Origin of the sequence: Agrobacterium vitis (assembly GCF_037039395.1) — a bacterium.
Lineage (GTDB): Bacteria > Pseudomonadota > Alphaproteobacteria > Rhizobiales > Rhizobiaceae > Allorhizobium > Allorhizobium vitis_E.
The window spans coordinates 3,005,253-3,019,868 of sequence record NZ_CP146242.1; the positions used below are offsets into that span (position 1 = coordinate 3,005,253).

Below are 14,616 nucleotides of genomic sequence, written 5' to 3' on the forward strand. Positions count from 1 at the left end.
CACCACAGGACCCTTCATCAGGGAGGATGAGAGATGAACATTCAGGTTCAAACCACGGCGAGCACCCCGTTCAAGCTGAAATACGGCAATTTCATCGGTGGCGACTGGCGTGAGCCGGTGGGCGGCCGGTATTTTGAAAACACCACCCCTGTCACCGGTGGCAAGCTGTGCGATATCGCCCGCTCCGACGAGCGCGACATCAATCTGGCGCTGGACGCTGCCCATGCCGCCAAGGACAAATGGGGCAAGACCCCCGTTGCCGAGCGCGCCAATATGCTCAACCGCATTGCCGACCGGATGGAAAGCAATCTGGAGCTTCTGGCCCGGGCCGAAACCTGGGACAATGGCAAGCCGCTACGTGAAACCATGGCTGCCGATATTCCGCTGGCCGTCGATCATTTCCGCTATTTTGCCGCCTGCGTGCGCGCTCAGGAAGGCTCGATTGGCGAAATCGACCACGATACGGTCGCCTATCATTTCCACGAGCCGCTTGGCGTCGTCGGCCAGATCATTCCTTGGAATTTTCCGATCCTGATGGCCGCCTGGAAGCTGGCACCCGCCCTTGCCGCTGGCAATTGCGTCGTGCTGAAGCCCGCCGAGCAGACACCGGCATCGATTCTCGTCTGGGCCGAATTGATCGGCGACATCCTGCCGCCCGGCGTGCTCAATATCGTCAACGGCTTTGGTCTGGAAGCCGGCAAGCCGCTGGCCTCCAGCCCGCGCATCGCCAAGATCGCCTTTACCGGCGAAACCTCGACGGGCCGGTTGATCATGCAATATGCCAGCCAGAACCTCATTCCGGTGACGCTGGAACTGGGCGGAAAATCGCCGAATATCTTCTTCGAGGATGTGCTGCGCGAAGATGATGATTATCTCGACAAGGCCCTGGAAGGCTTTGCGATGTTTGCCCTCAACCAGGGCGAAGTCTGCACCTGCCCAAGCCGGGCGCTGGTGCATGAAAAGATCTATGACCGCTTCATGGAAAAAGCCATCAAGCGCGTCGAGGCCATCGTTCAGGGTGATCCGCTGGATATGGGCACGATGATCGGGGCGCAGGCCTCCAGCGAGCAGCTTGAAAAAATCCTGTCCTATATGGATATCGGTCGCCAGGAAGGCGCCGAAATCCTGACCGGCGGCCATCGCAATACCCTGTCCGGCGATCTCGCTGGTGGCTATTACGTCAAGCCGACCGTGTTCAAGGGTCATAACAAGATGCGGGTGTTCCAGGAGGAAATCTTCGGCCCGGTCGTCTCCGTCACCACCTTCAAGGACGAGGCCGAGGCACTGGAAATCGCTAATGACACCCTCTATGGCCTGGGTGCCGGCGTCTGGAGCCGCGATGCCAATACCTGCTACCGCTTTGGCCGCAATATCCAGGCCGGGCGAGTCTGGACCAATTGCTACCACGCCTATCCGGCCCACGCGGCCTTCGGCGGCTACAAGCAATCGGGCATTGGTCGCGAAACCCACAAGATGATGCTGGATCATTATCAGCAGACCAAGAACATGCTGGTAAGTTATAGCCCCAAAGCCCTCGGCTTCTTCTAAACCCGTTGTAAATCCGCCCCGCTGGGCTGCAAATGTCTTCCGCCTGCGCTTCCGGTGCTCACGTACTCTATGTACGCTCCGCTCCGGTTCTCGTCGGAAGCCATTTTCGCCACAGTGGGGCGAATTTCCAATCGGATTTGAACCCGCCGATATTCACGTCTGGAGGGGCTGCAAATGGTCATGTTCTGCGCTTTCGGTGCTCACGTACGCTCCGCTCCGATTCTCGAACATAACCATTTTCGCCACCTCCAGCCGCGAATCTCGACGGGTTTAGCCGTCGAGATCGGAGCCTTTGGAAGTTCGTATGGGCTTGCGGCTCTTGCATTCTTCTCCCCAGCGGGGAGAAGGTGGCGGCAGCCGGATGAGGGGGGCGAAGCCGAGACGGACTTCTTTCTGTTTGAAACGAGGTAGCGATGGACACGAGTTTGGATGGTGAACCAAGGGTCGTCGCGACAGCGGCGGCAATCGATTTGATCGGTGAGATCCGTAGGGATCATCCGCAGATCCTGTTTCATCAGTCCGGGGGCTGTTGTGATGGGTCATCGCCGATGTGTTATCCTGTCGATGATTATATCGTCGGGGATACCGATGTGAAGCTGGGCGAGATTGATGGCGTGCCCTTCTATATCCATAAGAGCCAATACGAAGTCTGGAAACATACCCAGTTGATCATTGATGTCGTGCCGGGGCGAGGGGGCATGTTTTCGCTGGATAATGGCCGCGAAAAGCGCTTTCTGACCCGCTCAAAGCTGTTCGGGGGTGAGGTCTGCGCCTTGCCTACCCGCTAACGATTGGCCGCTAACGATTAGCCCCGCTAACACTTGCGCCGAAGCGTTGAAATTTCGTCCTATAGCAGGCCGCATTTGGCGCAGGCAGCGTCGATGATTTCAAGCTTGATGGCTTGCGCCCTTGCATATTCCCGCCGAAAGAGGTTGGAAACCCAGAGTTCCGAGCGTCCGCGCCGTCCTTTCCAGCCGATGGTTCCGGCATCGGAGGCGTCGAGCAGCTTGCGGGTGAGATGCGAGCGCGACAGATGAAATGTCTCGGCCATGGTCTGGATCGATACCGTGCCGATCAAAATCTGCTCTGCATCGGCGTCGGTATCCTGGCTTTTGGCGATCAGCCAGTCAATGATGATATTGCCGTTGTTCAGCCAGACGAAGGGATCGAAAATCTTCGGTTGCTCGCGTAGCTCGGGGGTCTGCATGAAGGCGGAGGCGACAAGCGGATGCAGCTTGCTCATGTCCCGGCCATTGGCCTCGAAGTTTTGCAGCCGTGCGCCGTCATCGAACCCGTCCAGGCTTCGCAGATGGATCTCCATCCAGCCCGCCGCACTGCCAAGGCTGGCCTCGGTCGGCACCAGCGGCCTGCTGCGGCGGTCGGTGGTGGTTGTTTCGCGGGCGATGCCGTAGGCTTCCATTTCCTTCAGAAATGCGTCCGCCGTATTGCGGCTGGCCACGCCATTGGCTTCGATAAAGTCGAAATAGCGGGCGGGCAGGATCTGGCCCGCCTCGAAATATTGCATCAGGGCAATCTGTCCGAGAAGCCAGCGCTGGTGACTGGCAAAAACCCTTGCGATCTGAGGGCGCTCCTCAAACCGTTTCAAGAAGGCTTCCGCCTGCACGCGGATGATCGGATGAATCCGAGGATGGGATAGCATGGCGCTGGCTGTGAAAGGCATGGCCTGGTGTTTCGTTGGCTGCGCTGGAATATCGTCTTGAGCTTGCGTGCAGGTCATGGTTTCCGGGCCAGTTTTTCAATGCAAATAGAAGGGTATCCGAAGCTCAACCATTCATCAATGGATTAGCCATCTGCAACCATTCTGTTTTGACCAGATCGTTTCTGCTCTTCGTGGAATCGCAGCAACGCTCTCGTTCTTGTTTGTACGCATTTCCGGACAGAAAATCGGTGTCCAGTTTTCCTGGAAATGCTCTATGGATTTTTCGAGATTTTTACACCGGATCGGTGCTGACGTCATGCCAGCCGGAAAAGCATGTGCGACGAATAGGGTATTTCCGTTTTGCATCGGAATGCGAAAAGCGCGGTCCGTCTCCCCGAAAAGACAAACGGCAGCAAAAGGCGCTGTAACACGTTAATCTGCCAGGTAATCCCTGAAACCGATTTCGGTTCAGGGATTTACGCAAGCGTGCCGCGACGATTAATCGAACAGGCTGGAAACCGAGGCTTCGGCGCTGGTGCGGTTGATGGCTTCGCCAAGCAGGGTGGCGGTGCTCAACACCCGGATATTATGGGCCGATTGGACGGCGACGGTCGGCTGGATGGAATCTGTGATCACCAATTCGCGCAGCTTTGAGGAGGTGACGCGGGTAACGGCGCCGCCCGAAAGCACCCCATGGGTAATATAGGCGGTAACGCTGGCTGCGCCCATGTTCAGCATCGCTTCAGCCGCGTTGCAGAGCGTGCCGCCGCTATCGACGATATCGTCGATCAGAATACAATCCTTGCCTTCGACATCGCCGATGATGTTCATCACTTCGGATTCGCCTGGACGATCGCGACGCTTGTCGACGATGGCCAGAAGACAGTCCAGACGCTTGGCAAGTGCACGCGCACGCACCACACCGCCGACGTCAGGTGAAACGACCATGAGATTGGCAAGGTCGTAGTGTTCCTTGACGTCACGGGCGAGGACGGGTGCTGCAAAAAGGTTATCGGTCGGGATATCGAAAAAGCCCTGGATCTGGCCGGCATGCAGATCAAGCGTCAGAACACGGTCGGCGCCCGCCTCGGTGATCAGGTTGGCAACCAGCTTCGCCGAGATCGGTGTGCGGCCAGAGGCGCGACGGTCCTGGCGGGCATAGCCGAAATAGGGAATGACGGCTGTGATCCGCCGCGCCGAAGAACGGCGGAAGGCGTCGATCATGATCAGCAGTTCCATCAGGTGGTCATTGGTCGGAAACGACGTCGACTGGACGATGAAGATATCCTCGCCACGCACGTTTTCCTGAATTTCCACGAAGATTTCCTGGTCCGCAAAGCGGCGAACACTGGCTTTTCCAAGGGGAACATTGAGATATTTACAGACCGCTTCAGCAAGTTGCCGGTTCGAATTACCTGCGAAGACCTTCATTTGTGCCCGCCTGTTTGCATCCCGCTACGCGACCCCGTCTGGGCATCCCGCCTCGGATTAAAACTGTTACAACCGACCCCAGCACACTTGTTTCATGCGCGGCGCTGCAATGCGGGCTTTTTAGCGCCCTTGCCCCTGAATGCAAGTGGTTTGCGACAGTTCTCACGGAAATTCGTAAACGAAGTGATTTTCCCGCACGTGAAGGTTCATATGTGTCGGTATTCAGTGCGCTAAAGATCGGATTTGATGTGCATGGCAATTCTGCGCCAAAGATTGGCCCTTTACTAAAAGGTATTCATTCGAGCTAATTTATGGATGGCGAAAGGAATAGTAGATGGACGTAATTGCCGAAGTGTTAATGGACTAGGAACTACAACAGATTCAGCGCCTACCAGATGGCCCCGACACCGTCATTGTGTTTAAATACGGGCGGATCACTGCTTGGACAGAAGTCAAAGTCAACATATCCATTCGAGATACCCCGCTTGTCGTTAAACAGGTAATTCGTTCCAGAGAGTGGTACACGATCATCTTCAATGGTGGAGATATTCGGATCAGCCGCATTCCGGTTTGGCCATCTCCTGAATGTTTCATCTATAATGGTATTAATGACCCAACGGTGATGGTCTTAGATTGCGGAGACGAGTAGAGCGAAGTCGATTTCACATCAATTGTGGACGTTGCGATGTTCCTCTCTAAGAAACACGTTAATCAATTGACTGCGTTGCTAAGGAGGACAAGCATGAATTTCCCGGAGGAGATGCTTTGGGACCATATCAATGATGGCTGGAGCCGTATGTCTTTCAAGCAGCGTAAGCTGTGGGACGTTATCAAGCGAATGCCGGAAGAATGGGAGCTAAAGGGCTACGGCCCTTGCTGGGTCGTGGCATTGGTTGGCGAAATTGTAATCTATTACAACCATTTCGAAGATGGCTTCAATCGATCACCATGGTCGCAATTCGGTGTTATCGAACGATATCAGTCGTTGCAAATTGGGCCGGAGGACATGGTTCAGATGCAGCTTAATGACATCGAGGCAGGTTACAGCCTTGGCCCCTGGACGAGCAGTCCAATCGCTGGCAACCACGTCGTTAATTATAGCCGATGATCGCAAAAGGGCCAAAACGCAAAGTGGGCCGCTTAGGGCTATAAGCGGAGGTATGGTCTCGTTCCTTATCGCAGTCTCAAGCGCCATCTGGTTGTCCGGGAACAATCGATATCGCCAGTTTTTTGGCTCGAATGAAGCCATCCAACCCGTAGCAAGGTAAGAGTTCAATCTCGATGTCTTTGATATCCTCCTCCATCGCGTAATAGTTAGATCGGCCTCGGTCGGTTGCACGTTGCACGATAAGGCCCGCGATGACATTTTGATCGCTAAAACCATTCAGCTGGAGGTCCATGATGCCTTCAAGGCTGAAAGTCACGATAGCGTGCTTATACCCGTTTTGCTCACCCCCGCTCTCGGCTGCCCAGCTATGTATTTTCAGTTCACTGGCTCCGGTTCTGCTAAGAGACAGACTAAGAACCTCTGCGTCATGAAATTTCGGCATCTCCCCAAACCATGCCAATAGTTCTCTTCCCCCCGGTACATCAGCGTAGATCATTCGTTTTCCATGTTTTTGGTAATCCACCTTGCCGTTGCAGCCTGAAGATATTGAAAAGCGTCCTCAAACTTCAGGCCGGTGTCAATAAAGGGCCACTATTGGTCGTGGTTGGAATGCAACAACAGGTGAAGACCGACTATCTCAGTCTACAGCAACTTCCCCCCAATCAGCACTCTGCTACCCTGTATTTCTCGCACGCCAGTCAACATATTCCTCAAGAGTCTTGTTGGCGATGATCTGCATGACGGAGGCGGGGACGGCGGCCCAGGGGTCTTGGGCTTTGCCTGGCACGGTCTGCTGGCCCTGGATGCGGTGCAGGCGGTTGCCGCTGGCGTCGAGAACGTCCCAGACATAGACGACGGTGATCTTGCCGCCCTCGCCATAGGCGGAGAAATAGCCTTTGAGGATATGGCGGGCCTGTTCGCCGCTTGAACTGCGCATCATCAGGCCTTTGGCGCGGGCCTCTGCCCCCAATTGGCGCGAGAGCGGCGTGACCGCCTCGACCGGCGCGCCGATGATTGGCAGGAAGCGGATCGAGTCTGGTCCGGCATCGCCAGCCGGAGCAAGCGAGGCTTGCTGCGAGGGTGCGGGCGAGGCAGGAGCGGCGGCTTCGTCATCGGTTTGCGGCGCGAGAGCGGCCTGTTCTTCAGGCTCCGGTTGGCTGACCGATGATCCGGCCTCGGCCTGCTCATGCATCCGGTTCTGTTGTCGCTCGGGCTGCTGCCAGCTTTGCTGGCGGCGGGGTTGGCCGTCCAGTGGTTCGGAGGCAACCGGATTATAGCCGTTTTGGAGAGCTTGAGCCTGGGCTTCCAGCGAATTTTGTGGCTGGGCCTGCTGTTGCGGATAGGGGGAATAGGCCTGTTCCGGTACTTGCTCACGCTGGCGGTGTGGGCGGCGGGGAACATCCTCATTCTGGCGCATGGCCGTCTGCATGTCTTCCCCGGTCAGCGGCTTGCTGATCGAGCCGCTGGTGCCGACATCGAGCGGTGGTGTCAGCGTGTCGGAGACGCTGCAACCGGCCAGACCGGCACTGGCCAGGCCAGCGCTGGCCAGACCACCAAGGGCCAGAACGAGCGCGGAGCCGATGCTGGAAGCGGGACGTCTCATTGGCTGCCTCCTTAACGGCTGCGTTCGTATGAGAATCCCGCGATTATCTTCCTAAAACGTTAAATTTTGCTTCAAACGCGACGTACATGTCGCCTTTTATCGACGAAAATGCGTCTTTGATGTCAGGGCATCGAAGATGTTTACGCCTTGATGATCAGGTCAAGCGGATGGCGCGACAGCGCACGGGGTGCGCCTTCGGTGGTGAGATAAGTATGGCCGAGCGTCATCGCAGTCTCGCGTTCGGAATCCATGATGATCATGTGGATGAATAGCGACATGTCAGGCAGGATTTGCTGGGGATTGCCGATGTGGAACATCTGGTGCTCCATCCACGACGGGGAGAAGCGGGCGCCCAGCGAATAGCCGCAGGCATTCAGCCGGTGGCGGGTCAGGCCGCGCTCGTCCAGCACCCTGGCATGGGTCTCGAATACATCGCCGAAGGTATGGCCGGGCCGCAGAACGGTTTCGATTTCCTGGATCGCTTCACGGCAGGCAGCGTAAAGTTCACGGTGGCGGGGCGAGGGTTCGCCGACCAGCACGGTGCGCATCATCGCCGCATGGTAATGGGCCGAGACGCCCGCCCATTCCAGCGTCAGCTTGGTCATTGGCCGACAGCGTGCGGCGGCCCGCCTTGTAGCGGCATAGCAGTGCATCCTGACCGGAGCCGATAATGAATTCATTGGCCGGATAATCGCCGCCACCGGCAAAGACCGCGCCTTGCATGGCAGCGAGAATGGCGGCTTCGTCGCCCCCGGCTGAAATCAGCGGCAAGGCTGCATCCAGCGCGTCATCGGCCAGACTGGCGGCCTTTTCCACATAGGCAATCTCTTCCGCGCTCTTGATCAGCCGCAAATCGCTGACCAGCATCGAGGCATCGATCAATTCACCGAAGCTCAGCAATTGATTGTCCAGCAGCCGGGCGACCCGTCCGGTCATGCCATGGGTGTCGTATTCGATGCCCAGCCGGCAGCCGAGCAAGTCCAGATCGTTGAGCAGATCCTTCAGGTCGCTGGTCGGATCGGCATTGGTACGGTCAACCCAGATCAGGATATTGTCTATGGTCGAGGTCTGGCGGGCCTGACGCAGATCCGCCGAGCGGGTCAGAAGCGTCATCGAGCCATCGGCCTTCACCACCAGCGTCTGGAAGAAGCAGTAGCCGAAGGTGTCATAGCCGGTCAGCCAATACATGCTTTCCTGGGCAAACAGCAGCATGGCATCCAGCTTCTGTTCGCGCATCCTGTCGGTCAGGCGTTCCAGCCGGGCGGCGTATTCGGCGTTTGAAAAATGCAAAGTCATGCGCGAGGCCCCTGAAGCATGATGGCGGAGATCTGGCGGCCGTAGTCCGGCTCGCCCGCGTGGGTGGTGCGGCGATAGGAGAAGAACCGCTCCGGATCGCCATAGGTGCAGAGGCCAAGCATGTCGGCGGCAATTCCGGCATCCTTCAGCCGCTTCACTGTCAGTCCCGGCAGATCGAACATTGAATGGCCGGGTTTGGTCGAAGGCGTGAAGAATTGCCGATAGGCGGGATCATGGGCCAGAAACCGCTCGACGAATTCCGGGCCGACCTCATAGGCCTTGGCGCTGATCGACGGGCCAAGCGTGGCGACGATGCTGGCACGGGCAGCACCAAGCGCGATCATCGCCTCGATGGTGTTTTCCAGCACGCCGGTCAGCGCGCCCTTCCATCCGGCATGGGCAGCCCCGATGATGCGGTTGACCGGGTCGGCAAACAGGATCGGTCCGCAATCGGCGGCAAGCGCCCCCAGGATAAGGCCGGGCCGGTCGGTGACCATGGCATCCACCTGTGGCCTTTGCGACCCGAAAGGCTCTGTCACCGTCACCACATTGGGCGAATGGACCTGATGAACCGTGACAAGATCGGCCTCTTCCCGGCCAAACCAGCCAGCCACGCGGGCGCGGTTTTCATGCACATGCGCCGGATCGTCATTTGAGCCGAGCCCGATATTCAGCCCCGCGTAAATGCCGGTGGAAACGCCGCCATGCCGGGTGAAAAAGCCGTGGACTATCCCGGCCGACTCGCAGGGAGCCAGAAGGGCGCTCTGCAAGGGGGATGGTCTGGTTTCGGGCTGAAGGTGGGCCACATCGTGTGTCGAGGACGGCATCGGTGTCCCTTTCGCATGTCTTCGAGCATCGTGCAGAAAATTGGAATCTGCACGATATCAACAGTTTTTGTTTGCGCATCGGATTTATCCGAAAACCGGTTTCCACTTTTCGGTCCGATGCTCTAATCCGAATCAATCGGAATTATGTCCAGGATTTTTGCCCGCAGCACGGTCAGATCCGGCGATTTGGCCGGATGTGACCATCACTGCGGTAATCTGTCAATCCTGGGTCAAAACGCGGCCTGAGCTAAAGGTCGGCCTGGGTCAAATGTCCGCTTGGGGTAGGGGCCGGAACGGGGCGAGCGACAGGGTGGGGCTGGACAGGGCCAGCACCTTGAACAATTCGCCCATCCGTCCGACGCCAGCGCCGGCCAGCCGGTTGACGGCTTCGGCCAGTTCAAGCTGGGTGGCCTCGTCCTTGCCGCGCCCCAGAATGCCAGCCCGTTCCTTGATGCCGAGGCCGAGCAGGAAATCGCCCTGGCGCAGGCAGCCACTGGGCGTGACCCCGGCGGCAAGGGCGGTGCGGGCCAGATCCTCGAAATCGACATGGCTGGTCAGGTCGGCAATGCCGGGATTGGCCAGCGGCGGATCGTAATCATGGGCGCGCAAGGCTTGCAGCGTATCGCCGAAACCGGTGGAGATATGGCCGTAATCGATGATCAGTGCTGCCCCGCCTTCGGCTTTCAGCCGCTCGCACATGGCGGTCATCACCGCGCGGCGGGCCGGTGAAAATTCAAACACCGTGCCATCAGGCTGGGCGCTGGCGCCCGGCGGCAGAAGAGCCGGATCGAGCGTCGCAACCCCGGTCGAGAAGATCAGCTCGTCGTCCACGCTAAGGCTGACCATCCGTTCGCGGTAATGCGGACCGAGCTTGACGAACTGGCGGATGGGAATGGCGTCGAACAGCTCGTTGGCCACCACCAGCACGAAGCCTTCGGGCACATCGCCAAAGCTGTCATGCCAGTCAATCTTTTCGATATGCGGTTCCAGGCTGTTGCGCTGGATCTGGCGCAGTCGGTCGCTGGTTTCCACCAGATGCACGGTGGAATCCCGGTAGAGATCAGGCGCAAGCCGGGCGATCACCCGCAGCATGTCGCTCATCATCGTGCCACGTCCGGGGCCGACTTCGGCCAGCCGCACGGGGGCGGGCAGGCCATGGCGCTGCCAGGCATGGACGATGAAAACCCCGATCATCTCACCGAAAATCTGGCTGATTTCCGGACCGGTGATGAAATCGCCCGAAGTGCCGAACGGCTCACGGGTCTTGTAATAGCCGAATTCCGGATCGGCGAGGCAGAGAGCAAAGTAATCCGTAACGCTCAACGGACCGTTCAACCGGATGAGCGCCTTGATCTTATCACCAAGCGTGGTGGTCATGGTCAGCGTTTCCCGATTCATCCCTTTAATCCTGACGGCTCTTGGTTATGCGCAGCACGTCTTGCCCGCCAGATAGCCCACAGCCCCAGCGCCAGCATCGGCAGCGAGAGTACCATGCCCATTGTTAACCAACCACCTGCCAGATAGCCGAGCTGCTCATCTGGTTCCCGGAAAAATTCAACAAAGATACGCGCCAGCGCATAGCCGCAGATAAATACGCCGCTGATAACGCCTGAGGTTTTCAGCGCGTGGAACCGGCGAACGAGCACTTGCAGCAGCGCAAACAGCACAAGACCTTCGAGTGCCGCTTCATAAAGCTGGCTTGGATGGCGGGTGAAGGGGCCGCCGGTCGGGAACTGCATGGCCCAGGCTACATCGCTGATCCGGCCCCACAATTCGCCATTGATGAAATTGGCGATCCGGCCGAAGAAAAGACCGATGGGGGCAACACAGGCGACGAGGTCGAACAGCATCCACACGGGCAGGCCGTTGCGCCGGGCAAAGACAATCATTGCCAGCGTCGCGCCGGTCAGGCCGCCATGAAAGGACATGCCGCCGCGCCAGATTTCCAGCGCCACCACCGGGTTGTCCAGCACCGGTTGCAGATCATAGAACAGGATATAGCCAATCCGCCCGCCCAGCACGATGCCGATGGCCGCCCAGACCAGAAAGTCATCCAGGTGCTTTTCGGTGATTGGTGTGGTGTTGCCTGGCCAGAGCGACAGATTGGCGATCATCCGGCGCGCCAGCCACCAGCCAAGTAGAATGCCCGTAACATAGGCCAGCCCATACCAGCGAATGGCAACGGGGCCGATGCTGAGCGCAATCGGGTCGATCTGCGGATAGGGCAGAATGGCGAAAAGGCTGGCTACTGTGTTCAAGGATATGCTTTCATTCGATTACTCCGAAAAATGGCGGGCAGGCTTGCGCTGGTCAAGGTGAATCTGCCCACCCGCCTTGATCCGCTCCGATTAAGGTGAAAATTGCACCGAGAGCTTAAAAAGACGTGAGATCCTCAATGATCTGTGTAAAGGCCGGGAAAAGGCTTTTGGCAAGGGTTTTTTGAAGAGTGGCGTTTGGGCGCGTTTGGCGTGGCCCATCCGCTGTTTAGGCGGTGGGTGCAGGGGCTGGTGCTCTTCACGTGGTTTTCTCTTGCATAGCCTGCGCCGAATCCCTACCTCCAGAGAATGCCGCGCCCCAATCGGGCGTCTTGTGGTGGAGCGTAAGGAACACGATCATGAGCACCGGAACAAGCCGTATCATGGATGAATTCGCCAAGTTGATGACCGATGCCGCTGGCGCCGCCCAGGGCGTGCGCAAGGAAGCGGAAACCGCCTTGCATGCCCAGGCCGAACGCTGGCTGAACAGCCTGGACGTCGTGCGCCGCGAGGAATTCGACGTAGTGCGCGAAATGGCGTTGAAGGCATTGGAAGAAAACGAAGCCCTCAAGGCCCGTATCGAGGCGCTGGAACAGCAGACGGGCGGCAGTGTGCCTGTGGCCACCGACCCGGCATCTTGATAGGGAAAAGCATCTGGTAGCTACGGATCGGCTGGCCATCGGCCTGATTGTCCGTAGATGGACTTGCAAATCAATAATCACGCTATCTGACGGTTGTGCTCGCGCGCAGCCGTTTTTTATGTGCGCTATGGGGTCATCGGAGCGTTAACCGGGCATTGTGGTTAATGATTGCTTACGTTTTTTTTCCACATGTGGATTGTTCCAAAAAAGGCAATTCCATGAGTCAGTTAAGCCTCTGCATCGGGGTGTGGATACACGCGCTGTCCACAGTGACGCTCGTGAAATCGGTCGGGAGGGGCTGGTTTGGAGGAGTGCCCGCTATACACTGATTTTAAATGATGATTCGAAACGAACCCGACCAGTTTCGGGCAGGGTGCCGCAAGCATTCTGGGGCTATCGGGTGTCATTCGAAGCGTATTTCCGGTCAGTGCGTTGTGGTTTGTCGATGGTGTCAGCTTGTCGTCGTCACAAGGGCATTCCCGGTTTAGAAGGTGCGGCATGAGCCTAATGGAATTTCAATTTGAACGTCAATCCAACCCGGTCGACACGATCGAGTATGTGGCCTCCAATAATGACTGGTCTTTCGAGCGGTCCGGCGAAGATGAAATCGCCATGACCGTGGATGGCCGCTGGGCTGCCTATCACGTGTCCTTCTCCTGGATGGAGGAATGCGAGGCGCTGCATCTGGCCTGCGCCTTCGATATCAGGGTACCCGAACCCAGAGTCAACGAGATCATCCGGCTTCTGTCGCACATCAATGGTCAGGTGCTGATGGGCCATTTCGATCTGTGGCGGCAGGAAGACGTGGTGATCTTCCGCCAGTCGCTGCTGCTGGCCGGCGGTGCCGAGCCGACCAACCAGCAGGTTGAAGTGCTGTTGTCCAGCGCGGTCGAGGCCTGCGAGACCTATTTCCAGGCGTTCCAGTTCGTCGTCTGGTCGGGGATCGATGCCAAGTCGGCCATGGATGCGGCGCTGTTCACCACGGTCGGAGAGGCCTGACCATGGCCATTTCGCAGACCTCAGGTCCGATCGTTCTTGTCGGCGCCGGCAATATGGGCGGCGCCATGCTGTCCGGCTGGTTGAAGAATGGCGTCGATCCGTCGACGGTGATCGTCATCGATCCCGGCGCGAGTGATGCTGCCAAGGACCGGTTTGCTCAGGCTGGCGTGCGTCATCTCACGCAGGCACCGGACGATATTGTGGCTGGTCTGCTGTTTCTGGCAGTCAAGCCGCAGGTGATGGAAGCGGTGCTTGCGCCGCTTAAGCCGCTGGTGGGTGCCGATACGGTTGTGGTGTCCGTGGCTGCCGGAAAGACCCTGTCTTTCATGGAGACCCATTTGGGGGTTGCGGCCATGGTCCGCGCCATGCCCAATACGCCTGCCATGGTCGGACGTGGTGTCACCGGCGCCTATGCCAATGCTGGCGTCAGCGAAGCGCAGCGGGCGCGGGTGACGGCGCTTCTGTCCGTGTCCGGGCCTGTCGAGTGGGTGGGCAGCGAAAGCGATATTGACGCCGTGACCGCCGTTTCCGGCAGCGGTCCGGCCTATGTGTTTTATCTCGTCGAATGCATGGCTGAGGCAGGCCGTAAAGCCGGTCTGCCAGCGGACCTCGCCATGCGTCTCGCTCGGGAAACCGTCGCGGGGGCTGGTGAAATGTTGCACCAGTCCCCGGACGATGCCGCCACGCTGCGCAAGAATGTCACCTCGCCGGGCGGCACCACCGCCGCGGCCCTTGGCGTGTTGATGGCAGACCAGGGCATGCAGCCGCTGTTCGACACGGCGATTGCCGCCGCGAAACGCCGGGCCGAGGAGCTCGCCTCTTGAGCGGTGGCGACAAGACTTCGACCGAGATCACTTACGGCGATTTCGAAAAAGTCGATATCCGGGTCGGGACGATCATCGAGGCAGAGCCTTTTCCTGAGGCCCGCAAGCCTGCCTTCAAGCTGCGGATCGATTTCGGGCCTGAGATCGGCATCAAGCGGTCATCCGCGCAGATCACCGTGCATTACACACCGGAAAGCCTCGTTGGACGCCAGGTGCTCGGCGTGGTGAATTTTCCGCCACGCCAGATCGGGCCTGTACGCTCCGAGGTCCTCACCCTTGGTTTCGAGGATGAGACCGGAGCGATCGTGCTGGCTTCGGTGGAGCGCGGCGTGCCGAACGGCAAGCGGATGATGTGATGGAAAAAGTTTGGCCAACATGAAATGGCCCGTTTTATTATCGCTTTCATAGGTGCATCTCGTCAAGT

Annotated in this window: 14 protein-coding genes and 1 pseudogene; 7 read left to right on the plus strand and 8 right to left on the minus strand. The window is 58.2% G+C overall.

The window, feature by feature from the left end; translation table 11 throughout:
• The first annotated feature begins 33 nt into the window (after positions 1-33).
• Positions 34-1,548 (plus strand): aldehyde dehydrogenase, encoded by a 1,515-nt coding sequence (gene adh / locus V6582_RS16420; protein ID WP_156630949.1) that lies wholly within the window; start codon positions 34-36, stop codon positions 1,546-1,548.
• A 413-nt stretch (positions 1,549-1,961) separates the two neighbouring features.
• A complete protein-coding gene (locus V6582_RS16425; RefSeq protein WP_156630950.1) occupies positions 1,962-2,336 on the plus strand; it encodes a DUF779 domain-containing protein in 375 nt (124 codons plus the stop codon).
• Positions 2,337-2,395: 59 nt separating this feature from the next.
• On the opposite strand, the gene V6582_RS16430 is transcribed toward V6582_RS16425, so the two are convergent.
• Together V6582_RS16430 and V6582_RS16435 are read right to left on the minus strand one after the other, a co-directional pair.
• Positions 2,396-3,286, minus strand: coding sequence for a hypothetical protein (locus tag V6582_RS16430; protein WP_156630951.1), 891 nt, complete (start codon positions 3,284-3,286; stop codon positions 2,396-2,398).
• Positions 3,287-3,706: 420 nt separating this feature from the next.
• Positions 3,707-4,639: a ribose-phosphate pyrophosphokinase gene (locus V6582_RS16435; RefSeq protein WP_015916696.1), complete on the minus strand. Its 933-nt coding sequence runs from the start codon at positions 4,637-4,639 to the stop codon at positions 3,707-3,709.
• Between the two features lie 742 nt (positions 4,640-5,381).
• On the opposite strand from V6582_RS16435, the gene V6582_RS16440 reads away from it, so the two are divergent.
• Positions 5,382-5,747, plus strand: a complete 366-nt coding sequence (locus V6582_RS16440) for a hypothetical protein (RefSeq protein WP_197434309.1) — start codon at positions 5,382-5,384, stop codon at positions 5,745-5,747.
• Positions 5,748-5,823: 76 nt separating this feature from the next.
• On the opposite strand, the gene V6582_RS16445 is transcribed toward V6582_RS16440, so the two are convergent.
• From V6582_RS16445 to lgt, 6 genes and pseudogenes are all read right to left on the minus strand, one after another.
• Positions 5,824-6,243: an Imm50 family immunity protein gene (locus V6582_RS16445; RefSeq protein WP_156630952.1), complete on the minus strand. Its 420-nt coding sequence runs from the start codon at positions 6,241-6,243 to the stop codon at positions 5,824-5,826.
• Between the two features lie 177 nt (positions 6,244-6,420).
• The gene (locus V6582_RS16450) at positions 6,421-7,350 is read right to left on the minus strand and encodes a hypothetical protein (RefSeq protein WP_197434310.1); all 930 of its coding nucleotides are present in this window, start codon (positions 7,348-7,350) and stop codon (positions 6,421-6,423) included.
• Between the two features lie 140 nt (positions 7,351-7,490).
• Positions 7,491-8,646 (minus strand): annotated as a pseudogene (locus V6582_RS16455) (M24 family metallopeptidase).
• A complete protein-coding gene (gene pgeF / locus V6582_RS16460; protein ID WP_156630954.1) occupies positions 8,643-9,473 on the minus strand; it encodes a peptidoglycan editing factor PgeF in 831 nt (276 codons plus the stop codon). Before pgeF ends, V6582_RS16455 begins: the two are co-directional and overlap by 4 nt.
• A gap of 264 nt (positions 9,474-9,737) precedes the next feature.
• Positions 9,738-10,850 (minus strand): class I SAM-dependent methyltransferase, encoded by a 1,113-nt coding sequence (locus tag V6582_RS16465; RefSeq protein WP_156631003.1) that lies wholly within the window; start codon positions 10,848-10,850, stop codon positions 9,738-9,740.
• Positions 10,851-10,867: 17 nt separating this feature from the next.
• Positions 10,868-11,731: a prolipoprotein diacylglyceryl transferase gene (gene lgt, locus V6582_RS16470; protein WP_156630955.1), complete on the minus strand. Its 864-nt coding sequence runs from the start codon at positions 11,729-11,731 to the stop codon at positions 10,868-10,870.
• A gap of 356 nt (positions 11,732-12,087) precedes the next feature.
• On the opposite strand from lgt, the gene V6582_RS16475 reads away from it, so the two are divergent.
• The 4 genes from V6582_RS16475 to V6582_RS16490 all read left to right on the plus strand — a co-directional run bounded on the left by V6582_RS16475 (position 12,088) and on the right by V6582_RS16490 (position 14,548).
• Positions 12,088-12,369, plus strand: coding sequence for an accessory factor UbiK family protein (locus tag V6582_RS16475; protein ID WP_156630956.1), 282 nt, complete (start codon positions 12,088-12,090; stop codon positions 12,367-12,369).
• Positions 12,370-12,867: 498 nt separating this feature from the next.
• On the plus strand, positions 12,868-13,368 hold the full coding sequence (locus V6582_RS16480; protein WP_070164214.1) for a YbjN domain-containing protein: 501 nt from the start codon (positions 12,868-12,870) through the stop codon (positions 13,366-13,368).
• Positions 13,369-13,370: 2 nt separating this feature from the next.
• The gene (gene proC / locus V6582_RS16485) at positions 13,371-14,192 is read left to right on the plus strand and encodes a pyrroline-5-carboxylate reductase (protein WP_156630957.1); all 822 of its coding nucleotides are present in this window, start codon (positions 13,371-13,373) and stop codon (positions 14,190-14,192) included.
• Entirely contained in the window at positions 14,189-14,548 is a 360-nt protein-coding gene (locus V6582_RS16490) for a tRNA-binding protein (RefSeq protein WP_156630958.1), read from the plus strand. The genes proC and V6582_RS16490 overlap by 4 nt, the downstream gene beginning before the upstream one ends.
• The last annotated feature ends 68 nt before the right edge of the window (positions 14,549-14,616 follow it).

What these genes read in the sequence shown, in the direction of transcription:
- adh (WP_156630949.1), top strand. Translation starts at nt 34, where the DNA reads ATGAACATTCAGGTTCAAACCACGGCGAGCACCCCGTTCAAGCTGAAA.
- V6582_RS16425 (WP_156630950.1), top strand. Translation starts at nt 1,962, where the DNA reads ATGGACACGAGTTTGGATGGTGAACCAAGGGTCGTCGCGACAGCGGCG.
- V6582_RS16430 (WP_156630951.1), bottom strand. Translation starts at nt 3,286, where the DNA reads ATGACCTGCACGCAAGCTCAAGACGATATTCCAGCGCAGCCAACGAAA.
- V6582_RS16435 (WP_015916696.1), bottom strand. Translation starts at nt 4,639, where the DNA reads ATGAAGGTCTTCGCAGGTAATTCGAACCGGCAACTTGCTGAAGCGGTC.
- V6582_RS16440 (WP_197434309.1), top strand. Translation starts at nt 5,382, where the DNA reads ATGAATTTCCCGGAGGAGATGCTTTGGGACCATATCAATGATGGCTGG.
- V6582_RS16445 (WP_156630952.1), bottom strand. Translation starts at nt 6,243, where the DNA reads ATGATCTACGCTGATGTACCGGGGGGAAGAGAACTATTGGCATGGTTT.
- V6582_RS16450 (WP_197434310.1), bottom strand. Translation starts at nt 7,350, where the DNA reads ATGAGACGTCCCGCTTCCAGCATCGGCTCCGCGCTCGTTCTGGCCCTT.
- pgeF (WP_156630954.1), bottom strand. Translation starts at nt 9,473, where the DNA reads ATGCCGTCCTCGACACACGATGTGGCCCACCTTCAGCCCGAAACCAGA.
- V6582_RS16465 (WP_156631003.1), bottom strand. Translation starts at nt 10,850, where the DNA reads ATGACCACCACGCTTGGTGATAAGATCAAGGCGCTCATCCGGTTGAAC.
- V6582_RS16475 (WP_156630956.1), top strand. Translation starts at nt 12,088, where the DNA reads ATGAGCACCGGAACAAGCCGTATCATGGATGAATTCGCCAAGTTGATG.
- V6582_RS16480 (WP_070164214.1), top strand. Translation starts at nt 12,868, where the DNA reads ATGAGCCTAATGGAATTTCAATTTGAACGTCAATCCAACCCGGTCGAC.
- proC (WP_156630957.1), top strand. Translation starts at nt 13,371, where the DNA reads ATGGCCATTTCGCAGACCTCAGGTCCGATCGTTCTTGTCGGCGCCGGC.